Genomic DNA, 18,138 nt, shown 5'->3' on the forward strand with positions numbered 1-18,138 from the left:
GGTCAGCGACCTGGTATGCCTGGTCGCATACCTCGTGTCAGCAGCGGACTGCGGGCCTGTCGCGGGTCACCAGATCGGTGTCGCCCGCGGTCCCGTCGATCCAGGCGATCGCGCCGCCCTCGCCGAGGGAGAAGTAGTCCTGCACTCCTCTGTTGCAGGAGTAGCGCCGCAGCGGCCCGCCGGTGAGCGGCACCTGGTAGATCTTGGGCAGGGTGGCGTTCTCCAGGGTGTCGCCCTCCGGCCACGCCCCGATGGCGACCCGGGTGTCGTTGGCATGGAACCAGATGGGCGACGGCGCGGCGGGGCCGTCGGGCACGACGGCGGTCGTCCCGGTTCCGTCGGCGGCGGCGCGCATGATGCCGTAGCGGCCGTCGGCGTCGGTGTCGACGCCCCAGGCGACGTACCGGCTGAGCATGATCGGCATGGCGCTGTCCGAGGGCAGGCCGCCGGTGCCGGGCACCTCGGGGACGACGACCTCGGTGCCGGTCGCCACGTCGTAGACGGCGGGCGTGCTGTGGAAGGTGCCGCCGTCCACCCAGACGCGCAGGTAGGCGAGCTTGCCACCGTTGAGCGACGGCTGGTACCCGTTGACGCTGGCCGCCGCGGTGACCTTGACCGGCGCGGCGTCGCCACGTTTGATCCAGATCTCCGTCTCGCCGCTCGCCTGCTCGAAGATCTGCCAGGCGATGACGTCGCCGGCGACGTCCAGCTCGGTGACCAGGTCGGGCGCCTGATACACCAGGCGCGGCGGGGTGCTCGCGTCGAGCGGGCGGGCGTGGATCTGGAAGCTGGTGAGCGCGGTGTCGTACGACGCCCAGACGGCCTGCCTGCCGTCGGTCGCCGGATAGTAGTTCCACCGGTCGCCCTCCGACAGCGTCACGGGCTTGCCGCCGCGCAGGCGTCCGGTGAGGATCCAGGACGGGGCCGCGCCGTCGGGCGAGGAGTTGGAGACCACGTAGCGGTCCGCGGCCACGTCGGGGATGGCGTTGAAGTCGGTGATGCCGTCGATCAGCACGCGGCTGTCGATGCGGATGGTCCGCTCCCAGCCGGGCCTGATGCCGTGCCGCTCGAACGCCAGCGTGACCGTCAGCCGGTCGCGGGCGGACCAGCCGAGGGCGCGGGCGGCCGACTCGACGGCGCGGCGGCCGTCCGTGAAATCGTCGAGCGGCGTCATGTACTCCGTCAGCGCCTTGTAGGCGAGCTTGTCGGCCTTCCGGCCGCCGAGCTGCTCCCTGACGTCCCACAGGGCGCCGGAGAAGATCGTGGAGTTGAGGTGCACGCCGCCGTTGTCGAAGGAGATGGTCGCGCCGAGGTAGTCCTCGCCGGCCACGCGGCCGTCGCCGAGGTCGCGGGCGGCGCATTCGGCGGGCGGCAGGGTCTTGCACAGGTCCTCGCCCAGCAGGCTCGCGTTCGGGTCGCTCATCGGGATGCCGAGCGTGTCGACCTGGACGGCGTTGCCGAAGTAGTCGGCCAGGCCCTCGTTGATCGCGCCCGACTGGCCGAGGTAGACCAGGCTGGCGCTGTGCTGGATGACGCCGTGGGTCATCTCGTGGCCGACCACGTCGAGGCTGGCGGCGAAGGAGTGGTAGTCGGGGCCGCCTCCGCCGTAGACCATCTTGGTGCCGTCCCAGAAGGCGTTGGCGAACGGCTCGCCGTCGAGGGTGACGTTGACGACGGAGTGCATGGTGCCGCCCTGGCCGTCGAGCCCGTCGCGGCCGAGGCCCCGGTAGAACTCGTAGACCTGGCCGGCGCCCCAGTGGGCGTCCACGGCACCGCTCTCGGTGTGCTCGGGGCCGAACACGGGCGTCGCCGAGCGGGCCGGCTCGGTGCCGGGCGGGATGCCCGACCCGAGGTAGTCGAAGACGTCGCCGCCGCGGGCGTCGTAGGTGAGGATCTCGCCGGTGGTGCCGTTCCACATCGCGCGCCCGCGGTCGCGCAACTCGTAGGCGCCGTCGGCGCGCTGGTAGGCGTTGAGCGTGACGGTCCGGCCGTGGGCGGTCTGGCCGCTGCCCTGCACCGGGCCCTCGTACCGGAGCCGGTCCACGGTGAACAGGGGACGGCCGGAGCGGGCGTCCACGTACGCGTCGAGCAGCAGGGGACGTCCGGCGGCGCGCCCGCTGAGCACGACGTGCCAGGCGAGCACGCCCGCGCCGCGCGGCACCACGAGCAGCTCGCCGGTCTTGGCGGTCACGCCCTGAGCCGGGTCCTGAGCCGGGCCTTGAGAGCGGCCCTGAGCCGGGCCCTGGGGCGCGCTGTGGGAGCGTGCCATCAGGCCGCGGGCGATCCTGGCGGCGGTGTCCGCGGTGACGGACGGGGCCGGGTCGACGTTCAGCTCGGTGAGGAAGCGGCCACCCGCGCCGACCACCTCACGCTGCCCGCCGTCCGTGCGGAAGTGCACGAGGTAGTGCGCGCCGAAGACGGGCAGGCCGCGGTGGCGCTGGGCGAACCTGACGGTCTCGTCCCGGCCGTCCACGACGGTACGCAGCGGGGTCAGCTCGGCGGGGTCGAGGTGGTAGCGCGGGTCGGCCAGGTGCGCCCTGGCCGCCGCGACGGGGTCGCCCGCCTGGGCGGGCTCGGACAGGCCGCTCACCTCGGCGGGCGCCCGGGTGCCCGCCCGGTTCTCCACCTCGGGTGGTGGGTCTTCCGCCGCTGCCACACCGGGGAAGAACAAAGCCGCGCATAACGCGGCGGCAAGAGTGATGGGACGCCAGGACACGACACCTCCAGGTGTGTGCGAAGGTTTTCTGGCGCCCCCGATCATCACCGGGATATTGACAGGGAGACAAATCACAATTCGATCAATTGAAAAGGGAATGATGGATTTCCCGGCCGTCACAATCGGTAGATGCGCCGCGCGTTTCCCGACCCGATCATGTGCGCGACGCGGGCCGCGTCGGACGCGCTCCACTCCCCCGCCTCGATCCGCGCCCCCAGCGCGGCGGCCAGGGCCCGCCGGTAGGTCAGCGCGCCCAGGTAACCGGTCTCGGCCAGCCCGCGGCAGCCGGAGCTGAAGAGCTGCTTGTGGAACGGCGCCAGCTCCAGCAGCTCGTCCATGACCCGGGCAGCGGCGGCGGTGCCGTGTGGCGGGGCCAGGCCGACGTCCACGTACACGTGCGGGAAGACCCCGGCCAGGTGGGCGGCCTGGCGGTGGTACGGGTAGCAGTGCAGCAGGATCACCGGCACGCCGAGCGGCTGTAGGGCCGCGGCGAACGCGCTCAGCCGTGCCGGGTCGGCGCGGTGCGGCTCGCCGGTCCTGCCGCCGAACCCGGTGTGAAACTGCACGGGCAGCCCGCGCTCCCTGGCCACGTCGATGGCGCTCCACAGCAGGTAGCGCAGCAGGACGTGGTCGGTGAGCACGCCCTTGGGGTCGGACAGGCGCCGGTTGGCCGCCGCGATCACCGCTCCCCTGGAGGGCCTGGCCGGGTCGAAGTCGAGGCCGCAGCGGGCGCCGATGACGGTCTTCAGCCCGACCGCCCTGGCGGCCCTGGCGGCCAGCTCGTCGGCCAAGTTGTCGAGGTAGTCCACGGCGAGCTCCGCGGTGGCGGCGACGTCCTGCTCGATGTGCTCGATCCGGACCAGCTCGTCGGCGGCGGCGCCGCCGTGGCGGCCCATCTCGGCGGCGGTCAGCACGTCGAGGTCGGCGGCGAAACCGGCACGGGAGTCAGCACGCGGGTCGGCCCGGGGGTCGGTGCGGGAGTCGGCACGGGGGTCGGTACGGGGAGCGGCGTGAGGGTCGGCGTGGTCGGCATCGGGGTCGGCGTGGCGGGCGGCGCGGATGGCGGCATGGGCGTCGCCGAAGAGGTCGGCGTGGCCGGCGCCAGAGGCGGTGGCGTGGGCGGGGCCATGAGGGGCGATGTGGCCGTCAGCGTGAGCGCCGCCAAAGGGGGCGATGTGGCCGTCAGCGTGAGCGCCGCCAAAGGGGGCGAGGCGGCCGTCGGTGTGGGTGGTGCCATAGGTGGCGGTTTGGGCGGTGGTGTGCGTGGTGCCATAAGTGGCGGTGTGGGCGGTGCCGTAGGTGGCGGTGTGGTTGTCGGGGTGGGTGTCGGGGTGGGTGTCTGGGGTGGCGTCCACCAGGAACGCCACCACCCCGGCGCCCGTCAGCAGCCGCCGGTTCACCTCGCCCGCCCCCAGCTCGGTGCGGCGGGCCAGGTAGACGGCGGGCGGCGCGTGCGGCTCCAGGTCGAGCAGCGGCGCGCACCAGCGGCGCACCGCCGCGCCGAACGGCGTGTCGAAGTGGGTGGTGCCGGGCGGGGCCGGGCTGCCGCCCTCGCCGCTGAGCAGCTCGAACTGCGCTCTGCTCAGGTCGTCGCGGCGCACCCCGTGGCAGTGGTGGTCGACGAGCGGGGCGAGCAGCGCGTCACGCACCGTGCCGGGCAGGTCTACGGGGAGCATGCGGGAACTCTAGGGGAGCCCCGCACGCTCCCGCCCGGGTTTTACCTACCTGCGGGACAGACGCAGCACGTTAGCGATGATCTTCGCGCCCGCGCCGCCCTCCTGGGTCAGGATCGACTCGGGGTGGAACTGCACGGCGAAGCGCCGCCGCGACGGGTCCTCGATCGCCATGACGTTGCCGTCGGGCGTCAGCGCGGTCGGGGTGAAGCCGACCACGCCGGGCCGCTTGGCGTGCAGCGAGTGGTAGCGGGCCGCGGTGAACTCCTCGGGCAGCCCCTCCAGCAGCGCGCTGTCGCCGAGCCTGCCGACCTGGCCGCGCTTGCCGTGCTCGGGGTAGTCGAGCAGCTCCAGGGTGCCGCCCGCGTGCTCCACCATGGCCTGCAGGCCGAGGCAGACGCCGAAGACGGGCAGGTCGCGGGCGTAGACCTGGTCGAGCAGGGCGGAGATGCCGAAGTCGGACGGCCAGCCGGGGCCGGGCGAGAGCACGACCAGGTCGGGCGCGATCTCGTCGAGCATGGCGATCGGGAAGCCGTGGCGCAGCGTCACGACGTCGGCGCCCTCCTGGCGGAAGTAGTCGGCCAGGGTGTTGACGAAGGAGTCCTCGTGGTCGACGAGCAGCACCTTCAGGCCGGCGCCCGGCTGCTCCCTGACCACGACCCCCGGCCGCGTCTCGGGCTGGTTGACCGCGGCCAGGGCGCCGAGCAGGGCGCTGGCCTTCAGCTCGGTCTCCCGCTCCTCGGCCTCGGGGTCGCTGTCGAACAGCAGCGTGGCCCCGGCCCTGACGGTCGCCACGCCGTTCTTGACCTGCGCGGTGCGCAGCGTCAGGCCGGTGTTCATGGAGCCGTCGAAGCCGATGAAGCCGATGGCGCCGCCGTACCAGCGGCGGGTGGTGGCCTCGTGGTCCTCGATGAACTGCATGGCCCACGTCTTGGGCGCGCCGGTCACCGTGACGGCCCACATGTGGGTGAGGAAGGCGTCGAGGGCGTCGAACTCGGGGCGCAGCCGGCCCTCGATGTGGTCGACGGTGTGGATCAGGCGGGAGTACAGCTCGATCTGGCGGCGGCCGATGACCTTGACGGTGCCGGGGACGCAGATGCGCGACTTGTCGTTGCGGTCGACGTCGGTGCACATCGTCAGCTCCGACTCCTCCTTCACGCTGGACAGGAGGGTGCGGATGGCCTCGGCGTCCTCGACGGGGTTGCTGCCGCGGGCGATCGTGCCCGAGATGGGGCAGGTCTCGACGCGGTCGCCGGTGACGCGGACGTACATCTCGGGTGAGGCGCCGACCAGGTGCTCGCCCTCGCCGAGGCTGATGATGAACTCGTACGGGGCGGGGTTGCTGTGGCGCAGGCCGCGGTAGAAGGCGGACGGGTCGGCGCAGGTGGCGTGGAAGACCTGGCCCGGCACGACCTCGAACAGGTCGCCGCGCTTGAACTTCTCCTTGGCGGCAGCCACGACCTTGGCGTACTCGCCCTTCTCCGGGTTCTGCGGCAGCTCGGCCGGGGTGACGGGCGGGGCCGAGGCGCCGGTGCGCTCCAGGCCGCGGGTGGTGGCGCCGTCGACGGTGAACTCGTAGCGGTACTCGAAGCTGGTCTCCCGCTGCCGGTCGATGACGACCAGCCGGTCGGGCAGGTGCAGGACGAGGTCGCGCTGGTCGTCGGGGCGGACGAGCTCCTGCCTGATGGGCTCGAACTGGAAGGCCAGGTCGTAGCCGAACGCGCCGTAGAGCCCGAGGTGCGGGTCGTCGCCCTGGAAGGCGGCGATGACCTCGCGGATCGCGGTGAACACGGTGGGCCTGCGGCTGCGCATCTCCTCCGGCAGCAGGTCCTCGGACTCGGCGACGTACACCTCGACGCGGTCTGCGGTGGGCTCGGTGACCGGCTTGCCCGCGGCCAGCAGGCAGGAGGTGACGGCGGGCAGCACGACCCTGCCCCGCTCGTTGAGCGCGGTCGCCGAGATGGTCCGGCCCTTGGCGACCAGCTCCAGGCACGGGTCGACGTAGCCGAACGCCCATCGGCTGTAGCGGCCCGGGTAGTCCATGCCGGAGGAGAAGGCGCCGCCGCGCCGCTCCGACAGGGCTGTCACGATCTCTTCGAGGGCGGCCTCGTCCACCTCGCGTGTCTCGCGCTCGACACCGATGCCCCCGGCGGTGGTATATCCGCTCGTCTCCACTTGCTGCCCCTTTGCCACATCAAATGATCGAGCCCCGGGGCGGACATGAGAATGGCCGCCTATCCGGGGCGGCCGTCCGTTGAAGGAATGCGAAACACGCGCCGCCTAGGAGCGGCGCCACCACTGGAGCTGAGCGTGAGTTCGCATGCCGTCCAGAGTAACCGGCGGACCATGATCGCGCAACGCGACCCGCCCACCCCCTTGCGGGAGTTTCAATACAGAGCTGTACTGTATTCAATCGAGGCGAGAGGAGCCCCCCATGACACAGACAGAGGCGATCGTGCTGCCCTCAGGGCGGCCCACCCCGTTCGACCCGCCCGTGGAGCTGGCCGGGCTGCGCGAGACCCGGCCCGTCACCCGCCTGGCCTACCCCGACGGCCACCTCGGCTGGCTGGTCACCAGCCACGCGCTGGTCCGCGAGGTGCTGGCCGACCGGCGCTTCAGCGCCCGCTCCGAGCTGCGGCACCTGCCCACCGACTCCGGCGGGCAGGCCGGGCAGCCCGCTCCCCCCGGCATGTTCATCTCGACCGACCCGCCCGTGCACACCCGCTACCGGCACCTGCTCACCGGCGAGTTCACCGTGCGCAGGATGCGGCAGCTCGGCGAGCGGATCGAGGAGGTCACCCGCCTCCACCTCGACGCGATGGAGCGGCAGGGCCCGCCGGCCGACCTGGTGACGGCCTTCACCGCGCCGATCCCGGCCGTGGTGATCTGCGAGCTGCTCGGCGTCCCCGAGCAGGACCGCGAGCGGTTCATGGCGCAGGGCACCACGCTCATGCGCACGGACGTGCCGCGCGAGGAGAAGATCGCGGCCTACCTGGCGATGCAGGCCCACATGAAGGAGCTCGTCCAGGCCAAGCGGGGCGCGCCGACCGACGACATGCTCAGCGGGCTCACCAAGAGCGACCTCGACGACGAGGAGCTGGCCAACATCGGCTTCATGCTGCTCGGCGCGGGCCTGGACACCACCGCCAACATGCTCTCCCTGGGCACGTTCGCGCTGCTGCGGCACCCCGACCAGCTCGCCGTGCTGCGCGGGCAGCCGGACAAGGTGGAGCAGGTGGTGGAGGAGCTGCTGCGCTACCTCAGCGTGGTGCCCTTCCTGGTGCGGACGGCGCTGGAGGACGTCGAGCTGGGCGGCGAGCTGGTGCGGGCCGGGGAGTCGGTCACCGTCTCGATCTCGGCGGCCAACCGCGACCCCGGCCGCTTCGCCGACCCCGACCGGCTGGATCTGCTCAGGGCGAGCGGCGGGCACGTGAGCTTCGGCCACGGCGTGCACCAGTGCCTGGGGCAGCAGCTCGCGCGGGTGGAGATGCGGGCGGGGTATCCGGCGCTGTTCGGCCGGTTCCCGTCGCTGCGGCTGGCGGTCGAGCCCGGCGAGGTGCCGCTCCGTACGGACATGCTGATCTACGGCGTGCACAGCCTGCCCGTCACGTGGGACGCCCGGTGACGACGGACCACCCTGGAAACCCGCCCGCCGAGCGCCCGCCGGGTCGGCCGCGCAGTCAGGAGGCCGATCTCGCCATCCTGTCGGCCGCCCTGGACCTGCTCATCGAGCAGGGCGCGGCGCAGCTCAGCATCGAGCAGGTGGCCAGGCGGGCAGGCGTGACGCGGGCGACGGTCTACCGCCGCTTCGCCGACAAGACCGCGCTGCTCGTGCGCACCCTGCAGTGGGCCAACCACGACCAGGACCCGGCCTTCACCGGCTGGCGCGACGTGGAGCACATGCTCGGCGACTGGGCGGCGTACCTGGCGGTGCCGCGCCACCGCCGCCTGCTGCGCCGCCTGTACGGCAGCGCGGACGACTACCCCGAGCTGGTGGGCGCGTACCGGACGGTCAACGGCGGGCGGCGGGCGGCCATGGTGCGGGAGACGCTCGGCCGGGCGCGCGCGGCGGGGCTGCTTCCCCAGGAGGTGGACGTGGAGGTGGTGGAGCGGATCCTGACCGGCGCCGTGCTGTACGAGGTGGGGCTGGAGGCCGACAGGGAGGACGCCGAGGCGATAAAGGCGCACTTCATCGACGTCATCCGGCAGATCGGTTATCGGGCTGACCACATTACATTTCACTCGGCAAAGTAACTTTTCACGACACCTCTTGCTTTCCGAACAAGATCTCTTCACCCTTCTCGACAGAGGCGTAAAGATCACCTCTCCCCATGTCGTGAAGGAGAGCCAGTGCCCCACACCCCCCGCTTACGCGCGGTCCTCTTAGGGATCGCCACCGTCGCCGGCCTGCTGGTCCCGCAGGCGGCGGCGCAGGCGGCGCCGGATCCCGGCAAGATCGACGCAACAGTCCAGGCGCGATTGGCCCAGGACGACAAGGCCACCTTCTGGGTGCGGATGAAGGGCGCCGCCGACCTGAGCGGCGCCCGCCGGGCCCTGACGAAGGAGGCGAAGGCCGAAGCGGTCTTCGAGGCCAAGACCGAGCAGGCGCAGTCGTCCCAGCAGGACCTGCGCAAGCTGCTCGACACCCACCACGCCGACTACACCCCGTTCTGGATCGTCAACGCGGTCAGGGTGACCGCCGGCGAGAAGCTCGCCGCCGAGATCGCGAGCCTGCCCGACGTCGAGCGCATCGACCCGGTGCGCACGCTCACCCTGCCCAAGCCGGTCGCCGGAAGCGCCCAGGCCAGGGTGAACGCGGTGGAGTGGAACATCGACCGGGTCAACGCCCCGCGCGTGTGGGACGAGCTGGGCAACCGCGGTGAGGGCATCGTGGTCGCCAACATCGACTCCGGCGTGCAGTTCGACCACCCCGACCTGGCCGCGAGCTATCGGGGCAGGAACCCGGACGGCACCTACACCCACGACTACAACTGGTTCGACCCGGCGGGCGTCTGCCCGACGGCGGCGCCCTGCGACAACAACGACCACGGCACGCACGTGATGGGCACCATGGTCGGCGCGAACGGCCTGGGCGTCGCGCCCGGCGCCAAGTGGATCGCCGTCAAGGGCTGCGAGGTCAACACCTGCACCGACGCGTCCCTGCTGGCGGCGGGCGAGTGGGTCGTGCGGCCCACCGACCTCAACGGCCAGAACCCGCGGCCCGACCTGGCGCCGGACATCGTCAACAACTCCTGGGGCGGCGCCGGCTTCGACCCGTTCTACAAGGAGGTCGTGGACTCGTGGCTGGCGGCGGGCATCTTCCCCGCCTTCTCCAACGGCAACGAGGGCCCGGCCTGCGACAGCAGCGGCTCGCCCGGCCAGTACCAGAGCGCGTACAGCGCGGGCGCCTTCGACGTCAACAACGCGCTCTACGCGCGCTCCAGCAAGGGCGAGGGCGAGAACGGCGAGATCAAGCCGAACATCGCCGCCCCCGGCGTGAACGTGCGCTCCTCGATCCCGGGCGGCTACGACAGCTTCACCGGCACGTCGATGGCCTCCCCGCACGTGGCGGCCACGGTGGCGCTCATCTGGTCGGGCTCGCCCGGTCTGCAGGGGAACGTGGCCGCCACCCGGCCGCTGCTGGACGGCACCGCCGTGGACGTCGCCGACACCTCCTGCGGCGGCACCGCTGCCGACAACAACATCTGGGGCGAGGGCAGGCTGGACACCTACGCCGCCGTGCTGGCCGCGCCCGACGAGGGCCTGGGCGACCTGTCCGGCACGGTGACGGAGGGCGGCCAGCCGCTGTCAGGCGTGACCGTGACGGTGACCGGCCCGATGACGCGCACCATCGTCACCGGCGCCGACGGCGCCTACGCCATCCCGCGCCTGCTGGCCGGCTCGTACGAGCTGAGCGCCGAGAAGTTCGGCTACGCCACCGCCACCACCACCGTCACGATCACCGCCGAGCAGGCCGCGACGGCGGACGTGCCGCTCACCTCGCTGCCGACGGGCGTCGTGTCGGGCACGGTCACCACGGCCGGCACGCCGGAGCCTGCCGCGACGGTGACGGCCGCCGGCACGCCGGTGAGCGCGGTGACCGACGCCTCGGGCCGTTACTCGATGACGCTGCCGCACGGCACGTACGAGCTGCGCGTCACCCCGTCCTCCCGCTGCTCCAGCGCCGCGACGGCGGCGGTGACGGTGGCCGGTGACCTGACGAAGGACGTCGAGCTGCCGCTGCGCGGCGACAACTTCGGCTACACCTGCCGCAGCGGCGCGCAGCCGTACGCGGCGGGCGCCGAGAAGCTGGCGCTGACGGGCGACGACGAGGCGCAGCAGGTGACGTTGCCGTTCCCGGTCCCGTTCTACGGCACGGGTTACAGCAAGGCGTGGATCGGCACGAACGGGTTCGTCACGTTCGCCGCCGACCGGGTCACGACCGGCAGCAACGGCCGCCTGCCGACGTCGGGGACGCCCAACAACGCCGTCTACCCCTACTGGGACGACCTCATCGTGGACGCCCAGGGCGGGATCTACACGGCGGTGTCGGGCACGGCGCCGCACCGGACGTTCGTGGTGGAGTGGCGCAACGTCACCTTCTACAACGAGGGCGCGCAGCGGGTGTCGTTCGCGGCGCTGCTGGGCGAGGACGGCTCGATCGCCTTCCGGTACAAGGACATCGAGAGCGAGCGCGACCGGGGCACCAGCGCCACGATCGGCATCGAGAACGCGGCCGGCAACGACGCGCTGCTGTACTCCTACGAGGAGCCGGTGGTGGCGACCGGGCAGGGCCTGACGTTCACGGCCAGCAGGCACGGCCTGGTCACCGGCAAGGTCACCGACGCCAACGACGGCGACCCGATCGCCGGGGCGACGGTGGAGGTGGGCGACGTGGCCACGTTCACGACCGGCGCGGACGGCTCGTTCTACGGGCAGGTGCTGGCCGGCGACTACGAGGTCGTGGTGTCCAAGGAGCACTACGGCACGTTCACCCAGCCGGTCACGGTGGCGGCGACGACGGTGACGCGCATCGACACGGCGCTGGTCACGGGCCGGGTGAGCGCGTCGGTGGCGGAGCTGACCGTGGTGATGCCGGCCGAGTCGAGCCGGACGCGGACGGTGGAGCTGACGAACCTGGGGTCGCCGACGCCGTACACGGTGACGGGCGAGCCGTGGTTCACGGTGACGCCGGCGGCGGGCGAGCTGGCCAAGGGGCAGGCGGTCACCCTCCAGGTGGCGGTCTCCAGCGCCGGGGTGGCGCCCGGCACGTTCAAGGAGGGCAGGCTGCTGGTCAAGTCGGCCAGCGGCAGGCAGCCCACCATCGAGGTCAAGGTGACGGTCGTGGTGCCCAGGCACCAGGTGGCCATCGACACCGGCGCCACGCGCAACTACGTGGACGCCGCCGGCGACACCTGGACGCCCGACAAGAAGTACGCCACCGGCGGCTACGGCTACCTGACCAACCAGAACAGGACGCAGAGCACGTCCAGGACCATAGCCGGGACGACGGACCAGGCGCTGTTCAGGACGGCCAGGGAGTCGATGCTGGAGTACCGGTTCGACAACGTCCCCGCCGGGACGTACACGGTGGAGCTGGACTTCGCCGAGATCAGGAACATGCGGATGGGCCAGCGCGTGTTCGACGTCCTGGTCGAGGGCCAGCTCGCGATCCCGGCGCTCGACCTGGCCCTGGAGTCGGGCACGTACACGGCGGTGAGCAGGCAGTACACGGTGAAGGTGACCGACGGGCAGCTCAACGTGCGCTTCGCGACCCGGCAGGGCGCGACGATCGTGAACGGGCTGCGCATCTCGGAGCGCCCTGACAAGGCGACCCCGTAGGAACCTGTCGCGGGCCCACCCCTGAGAGGTGGGCCCGCGACATCCAGGAGCGCCACTCGAGCGAAGAAGGAGGCAAGCAACACCCTTCAAAGGAGAGATCCCATGCGTAAGCAACTGGCGCTCGCCGTTACGGTGCTCGGCGCGGGCGCGGTACTGGCGGCCTCGCCCGCGCAGGCGCACACCCGCGACGACGGCCCCCGGGTCACCGGCCTGACCACCATGGGCGAGCTGGTCACCTTCGACGCGGGCAACCCGAAGAGCGTGAACCGGGTGGGCAAGATCAGTGGACTCAAGGGCGACATGAAGGTCGTCGGCATCGACTACCGGGTGCAGAACGGCAAGCTGTACGCGGTGGGCGACAAGGGCGGCGTCTACACCGTGGACGGCAAGGCCAAGGCCACCAAGGTGTCGCAGCTCAGCGTGGCGCTGAACGGCCAGAACTTCGGCGTCGACTTCAACCCCGCCGCCAACCGGCTGCGCGTCATCAGCGACACCGGCCAGAACCTGCGGCACAACCTGGACGACCCGAACGGCGCGCCCGCCGCGGGCCAGACCGCCAGCGACGGCACGCTCACCAACCCGCCCGTGCCGCCCGCGACCGCCGGCGCGACCGCGCTGGGCGTGACCGGGGCCGGTTACACCAACAACGACCTCGACGCCTCCACCGCGACCACGCTGTTCGACGTGGACACGACGGCCGACCAGGTCTCGGCGCAGTCGCCCGCCAACGCGGGCAGCCTGGCGCCCACGGGCAAGCTGGGTGTGGACGCCGCGGCTGATGCCGGCTTCGACGTCTACAGCCAGCTCAAGAAGGGCGTGACGGTGGCGAACTCCGGCTACGCCACGCTCAAGGTGGACGGCGCCTACCGCTTCTACGCCGTGAACGTGCTGACCGGCGCCGCGACCGTGGTTGGAACGTTCCCGGCCGGCCGTCAGGTCAGCGACATCGCGGTCCAGCTCGGCTGATTGCGCAACCATCGCCCCGGGCTACCGCACACCGGGGCGGCTATGTTACTGGTTGGTATATGAGACGCGTACGGCTCCAGCGTGATCTACCGGTGCCGATGCCCGACGGCGTGACACTGGTGGCCGACCACTACGCCCCCGCGGGAGGGGAGCGGGCCCCCGTCATCCTGATGCGCTCCCCCTACGGCCGGCGCGGCCTGTTCGGCTGGTACTACGGCCGCGGCTTCGCCCGGCAGGGCTTCCACGTCGTCATCCAGAGCTGCCGGGGCGGGTTCGGCTCGGGCGGCCTGCTCGACCCGCTCGGCGACGAGCACGAGGACGGCCTGGCCACCGTTTCCTGGCTGCGCGAGCAGCCCTGGTACGGTGGCTCGTTCGCGATGTTCGGCCCCTCCTATCTCGGCTACACCCAGTGGGCCGTCGCGCCCTACGCCGGATCGGAGCTCAAGGCCATGGCCCTGCAGATCACCGCCTCCCAGTTCAGGGACGCGGCGTACGTGGGCGGCGCGTTCGCGCTGGAGTCGGCGCTGAGCTGGACGACGCTCACCGACGGCATGTCCCGCCGCTTCGGCGGCAGCACCTCGGTGCTGACCGCGCCCCGGCTCACCCGCAGGGCGGTCCTGTCGGGCCGTCCCATGGCGGAGCTGGACCTGGCCTCGGCGGGGCATCCGCTGCCGTTCTTCCAGGACCTGCTCGCGCACCACGCCGACCCGGCCGTCCCCTACTGGGCCAAGCGCGACTTCTCCGCCAAGGTGGGCGAGGTGGACGCGGCGGTCACCATGCTGGGCGGCTGGTACGACGTGTTCCTGCCGTGGCAGCTCAAGGACTACGCGGCGCTGCGGGCGGCGGGCCGGCGGCCGTACCTGACGATCGGGCCCTGGTACCACATCGACGCCAGGCACGGCCGGCCCACGATGGCCGAGGCGTCGGCCTGGTTCCGCGCGCACCTGCTCGGCGACCGCTCCCTGCTGCGGCCCGACCCGGTGCGCATCTACGTGACGGGCGCCGAGGAGTGGCGCGACGAGCCCGACTGGCCGGTGCCCGGCATGCGGGAGCAGCGCTGGCACCTGCAGCGCGGGGCCGGGCTCGGCGTCGAGGGGCCGCTGGAGGCGGAGCCCGACCGCTTCCGCTACCACCCGGCCCATCCGACGCCGTCGATCGGCGGGCCCGTCCTGCTGGGCGACTCCCGGCCGCGCGACCAGCGGCGGCTGGAGCAGCGCCGCGACGTGCTGGTCTACAGCTCGGCGGCGCTGGAGACGGACGTGGAGATGATCGGCCCGGTGCACGCTGAGCTGTTCGTGCGTTCCAGCACCCCGTCCACCGACGTGGTGGTGCGGGTGTGCGACGTGCATCCGGACGGGCGCTCGATGAACGTGTGCGAAGGCGTGCGCCGACTCGGGGGCGGGGTGGGTGAGGTGCGTCCGGTGCACGTCGAGCTGTGGCCGATGGCCCACCGGTTCCGGCGCGGCCACCGGATCAGGGTGCACGTGGCGGCGGGGGCGTACCCGACGATCGCCCGCAACCACGGCACCGGCGACCTGCTCGGCGCGGCCGGCACGATGGTGCCCGCCGACGTCGAGGTCTTCCACTCCCCCGACCGCCCCTCCGCCGTGGTGCTGCCGCTGTGCGCGCCGCACGCCTGATGTCGCTGGTCCTGCTGCTGCAGGGCCGGGGCGGGATGACGGCGGCCGAGCTGGCCAGGGAGCTGGAGGTGTCCGAGCGCACGGTGCACCGCGACGTGCTGGCACTGGCGGAGGCCGGCGTGCCCGTCTACGCCGACCGGGGGCGGGGCGGCGGCTACCGGCTGCTCGACGGCTACCGCACCCGGCTGACCGGGCTGGATCGGGCCGAGGCCGAGGCGCTGTTCCTGTCGGGGGTGCCGGCGGCGCTGCGCGAGATGGGGTTGCAGGACGTGGCGGCCACGGCCCGGCTGAAGGCCGCCGCCGCGCTGTCCCCCGCGCTGCGCGACGCCCCCGCCGCCGCCGCGCAGCGCTTCCACCTCGACGCGCCCGGCTGGTGGGCGGGCGACGAACCGCCGCCGGCCGCGCTGGCGCCGCTGGCCAGGGCCGTGTGGCGGGACCGGCGCGTCTCGGCCGTCTACAAGGACACCCCGCGCGTGCTGGAGCCGTACGGGCTCGTGCTCAAGGCGGGCGTCTGGTACCTCGCGGCGCGGCACCGGACCCGGTTCCTGATCTTCCGGGTGCACCGGTTCGGTGAGATCTCGGTGCTGGAGGAGCAGTTCGACCGGGATCCCGGCTTCGACCTGGCGGCGTTCTGGGCCGGGCAGGCCGCGCAGTTCGCCCGGTCGCTGCTGCGGGAGGTGGTGACGCTGCGGCTGAGCGAGCGGGGGCGGCGCATGTTGCGGCACGTCGCCGACGCGGCCGGGCTGGAGGAGGCGCTGGCCTCGCTCCAGCCGGACGGGACGGTGCGGCTGCCGGTGGAGTCGGTGCCGGTGGCGTTCTCGCAGGTGCTGCGGTTCGGGCCGGAGGCGGAGGTGCTGGACCCGCCGGAGCTGCGGGCGATGGTCGCCGAGGCCGCCGCCCGCACGGCGCGGCTGTACGAGAGCTAGCTAGCGGTAGGCCTGCCAGCCGGTCTCGCCCTTCTTCTCCAGCACCTCGGTGATGTAGCTCCACACGCGGGGGCGGCTGCCGTCCACGTCGGTCACGTCGTAGGCCGCCGCCAGCTCCTCGCTGGTCACCGACCTGCCGGACCAGCGCCGCCGGTCGGGGTCCCGGGCCAGGGCGGCCACGCCCCTGCCGAGGTAGGCGGGGGTCTCGGAGACCATCCAGGCCGGGTCCGCCTCGGCTTGGCGCCAGTCGTCCTCGGTGACGCCGAAGTTCTCCAGCATGGCCTCCGAGCGCAGGAAGCCGGGCGTCACGGCCAGCCCGGTGCCGCCGTACGGGCGCAGCTCGTTCGACCAGGCGAAGCCGAGCCGGTTGACCGACACCTTGGCCAGGTCGTAGTAGACGTTCTCCCGGTAGCGGGTCTGGTTGAACTCCCAGGTGCCGTCGGTGACCTCGACAACCAGGCCGCCCTCGTTCTCGACCATCAGGGGCAGCAGGTGGCGGCTGCTGATGAGGTGGGTGTCGATGGCCAGTCTGAGCAGCCGCAGGCCCTTGTCCTGGTCGTGCTTCCAGACCGGCGTGTCCCACTCCCAGAGGTGGTCGCCGCCCCACACGTCGTTGATCAGCACGTCCAGCCGCCCCTGCTCGGCGCGGACGCGCGCGGCCAGCGCGGCGACCTGGTCCTGCTCCAGGAAGTCGGCGCGCACCGGGATGCCGGTGCCGCCGGCCGCGGTGACCAGCTCGGCCGTCTCCTCGATGGTCTCCGGCCTGTTCAGCTCCGAGCGCCCCTCCCGGGTGCTGCGGCCTGTGCAGTAGACGGTGGCTCCGGCCGCGCCCAGCGCCACCGCGATGCCCCGTCCCGTTCCGCGGGTCGCGCCCGCAACTACGACGATCATGTGGCTCATCGTGTCCGGAAAAGCCGACACCTCATGTCATGTTTTTCGGCAAAGCCCTGTGATAAGTAGGGAGTTACCATGAACAGCGAATTCGAGCTCCGCGGGGTCAATCACGTCGCGCTGGTCTGCTCGGACATGAAGCAGACCGTCGACTTCTACTCCGGCGTGCTGGGCATGCCGCTGATCAAGACCATCGAGCTGCCGATGGGCTGGGGGCAGCACTTCTTCTTCGACTGCGGCGGCGGCAACGCGCTGGCCTTCTTCTGGTTCCCCGACGCGCCCGACGGCGTGCCGGGCGTCTCGGCGCCGAAGAACCTGCCCGACCGCGGCGAGCTGCTGTCGGCCGTCGGCTCGATGAACCACATCGCCTTCGACGTGCCGCCCGAGCGGATCGAGGAGTACCGCGACCGGCTGGTCGCCAAGGGCATCGACGTGGGCGTGCTGCTCAACCACGACGACAGCGAGTTCGGCGTGGCGCCGGAGATGCACGAGGGCGTGTTCGTCAGGTCGATCTACTTCAAGGACCCCGACGGGGTCCTGGTCGAGTTCGCCGCCTGGACCCGGCAGGTGGGCCAGCCAGGCGACGTACGGCACGAGCCCCGCACCGCGGCGGACCGGACGCTCTGATGCCGCGCCTGCGGCGGGTGCCGCGCGAGGAGATGACCGACCCCGTCGTCCAGTTCTTCCACGACCGCCTGATCCTGCCCGGCGGCTCGGGCACAGCCACCGGCTCGCCCGGCGACTGGTGGGAGGTGTTCGCGCTCGACCCGAAGATCTTCCGGCACTGCGTCAAGGGCTTCGAGCTGTACCGGGGCACCGCGCTGGACCCGGTGCTGCGCGAGCTGGGCCAGGTCAGGGCCGGGTGGGCGCGGCAGAGCCAGTTCGTCTACTCCCAGCACTGCAAGCAGCTGCGGGCGCTCGGCGTGCCGGAGGAGAAGGTGCGGGCGGTCGCGCACTGGGCGGTCAGCGACCTGTTCGACGAGCTGGAGCGGGCCGTGCTGGCCTACGCCGACGCGCTGGTGCTGGACGGCGGCCGGGTGCACGACGAGGTGTTCGCCGTGCTCAAGCGGCATCTGCCGGACGAGCAGATCCTGGAGCTGACGTACGTGACGTGCCTGTACGAGATGCACGCCACCATGGTGCGGGCGCTGCGGCTGGAGTTCGACGACCGGCCGGAGGCGATCGTGGAGGTGGCGGCGCCCGACGGGTACGGCGCCCGGGACATCGCCGAGGACCTGACCGCTCAACGCGAGTAAGTGACCGCTCGCCGATCGGCGATCCCGCTCACCGCGCGCCCGTCGTTAGGGTTTCCGTGGACCGCCCCGGCAGGCCGTCTCACATGCCGAGATTTCATCTCGACATTTAGGCCAAACCGTAACACGGCGGACATTGGGTTTAATATCCCCGAAAAGCTAACCTCCCTCCATTGACACACACGTCAGGACCCGGTCAACAGCCGGGTCCTGATCCGTTCATCGGAGGGA

The 18,138-nt window shown here is 72.0% G+C and carries 12 protein-coding genes; 8 read left to right on the top strand and 4 right to left on the bottom strand.

Features of this window, described 5'->3' with window-relative positions:
• Nucleotides 1-37: 37 nt before the first annotated feature.
• From ABD331_RS34555 to ABD331_RS34565, 3 genes are all read right to left on the bottom strand, one after another.
• Complete coding sequence (locus ABD331_RS34555; protein ID WP_344484244.1) at nt 38-2,716, bottom strand: M4 family metallopeptidase; 2,679 nt, start codon at nt 2,714-2,716, stop codon at nt 38-40.
• Between the two features lie 116 nt (nt 2,717-2,832).
• Complete coding sequence (locus ABD331_RS34560; RefSeq protein WP_344484246.1) at nt 2,833-4,392, bottom strand: amidohydrolase; 1,560 nt, start codon at nt 4,390-4,392, stop codon at nt 2,833-2,835.
• A 45-nt stretch (nt 4,393-4,437) separates the two neighbouring features.
• Nucleotides 4,438-6,564 (bottom strand): anthranilate synthase component I, encoded by a 2,127-nt coding sequence (locus ABD331_RS34565; protein ID WP_344484250.1) that lies wholly within the window; start codon nt 6,562-6,564, stop codon nt 4,438-4,440.
• 259 nt (nt 6,565-6,823) lie between these two features.
• Here ABD331_RS34565 and ABD331_RS34570 point away from each other — a divergent pair, with 259 nt between their 5' ends.
• The 6 genes from ABD331_RS34570 (at nt 6,824) to ABD331_RS34595 (ending at nt 15,763) form a co-directional block, all read left to right on the top strand.
• A complete protein-coding gene (locus tag ABD331_RS34570) occupies nt 6,824-8,014 on the top strand; it encodes a cytochrome P450 (RefSeq protein ID WP_344484253.1) in 1,191 nt (396 codons plus the stop codon).
• Nucleotides 8,011-8,643, top strand: coding sequence for a TetR/AcrR family transcriptional regulator (locus ABD331_RS34575; RefSeq protein ID WP_344484256.1), 633 nt, complete (start codon nt 8,011-8,013; stop codon nt 8,641-8,643). The genes ABD331_RS34570 and ABD331_RS34575 overlap by 4 nt, the downstream gene beginning before the upstream one ends.
• A gap of 96 nt (nt 8,644-8,739) precedes the next feature.
• Nucleotides 8,740-12,231 (top strand): S8 family serine peptidase, encoded by a 3,492-nt coding sequence (locus tag ABD331_RS34580; protein WP_344484259.1) that lies wholly within the window; start codon nt 8,740-8,742, stop codon nt 12,229-12,231.
• Nucleotides 12,232-12,333: 102 nt separating this feature from the next.
• Complete coding sequence (locus ABD331_RS34585; RefSeq protein WP_344484262.1) at nt 12,334-13,197, top strand: DUF4394 domain-containing protein; 864 nt, start codon at nt 12,334-12,336, stop codon at nt 13,195-13,197.
• A 59-nt stretch (nt 13,198-13,256) separates the two neighbouring features.
• Nucleotides 13,257-14,837 (top strand): CocE/NonD family hydrolase, encoded by a 1,581-nt coding sequence (locus ABD331_RS34590; RefSeq protein WP_344484265.1) that lies wholly within the window; start codon nt 13,257-13,259, stop codon nt 14,835-14,837.
• Nucleotides 14,819-15,763, top strand: coding sequence for a helix-turn-helix transcriptional regulator (locus tag ABD331_RS34595; protein ID WP_344484268.1), 945 nt, complete (start codon nt 14,819-14,821; stop codon nt 15,761-15,763). The genes ABD331_RS34590 and ABD331_RS34595 overlap by 19 nt, the downstream gene beginning before the upstream one ends.
• On the opposite strand, the gene ABD331_RS34600 is transcribed toward ABD331_RS34595, so the two are convergent.
• Nucleotides 15,764-16,654: an SDR family oxidoreductase gene (locus tag ABD331_RS34600; protein WP_344484271.1), complete on the bottom strand. Its 891-nt coding sequence runs from the start codon at nt 16,652-16,654 to the stop codon at nt 15,764-15,766.
• 78 nt (nt 16,655-16,732) lie between these two features.
• Here ABD331_RS34600 and ABD331_RS34605 point away from each other — a divergent pair, with 78 nt between their 5' ends.
• Together ABD331_RS34605 and ABD331_RS34610 are read left to right on the top strand one after the other, a co-directional pair.
• Nucleotides 16,733-17,281: a VOC family protein gene (locus ABD331_RS34605; protein WP_148432134.1), complete on the top strand. Its 549-nt coding sequence runs from the start codon at nt 16,733-16,735 to the stop codon at nt 17,279-17,281.
• Complete coding sequence (locus tag ABD331_RS34610) at nt 17,281-17,910, top strand: carboxymuconolactone decarboxylase family protein (protein WP_344484275.1); 630 nt, start codon at nt 17,281-17,283, stop codon at nt 17,908-17,910. The genes ABD331_RS34605 and ABD331_RS34610 overlap by 1 nt, the downstream gene beginning before the upstream one ends.
• Nucleotides 17,911-18,138: the final 228 nt, after the last annotated feature.

It is taken from the genome of Nonomuraea monospora (assembly GCF_039531895.1).
GTDB lineage: Bacteria > Actinomycetota > Actinomycetes > Streptosporangiales > Streptosporangiaceae > Nonomuraea > Nonomuraea monospora.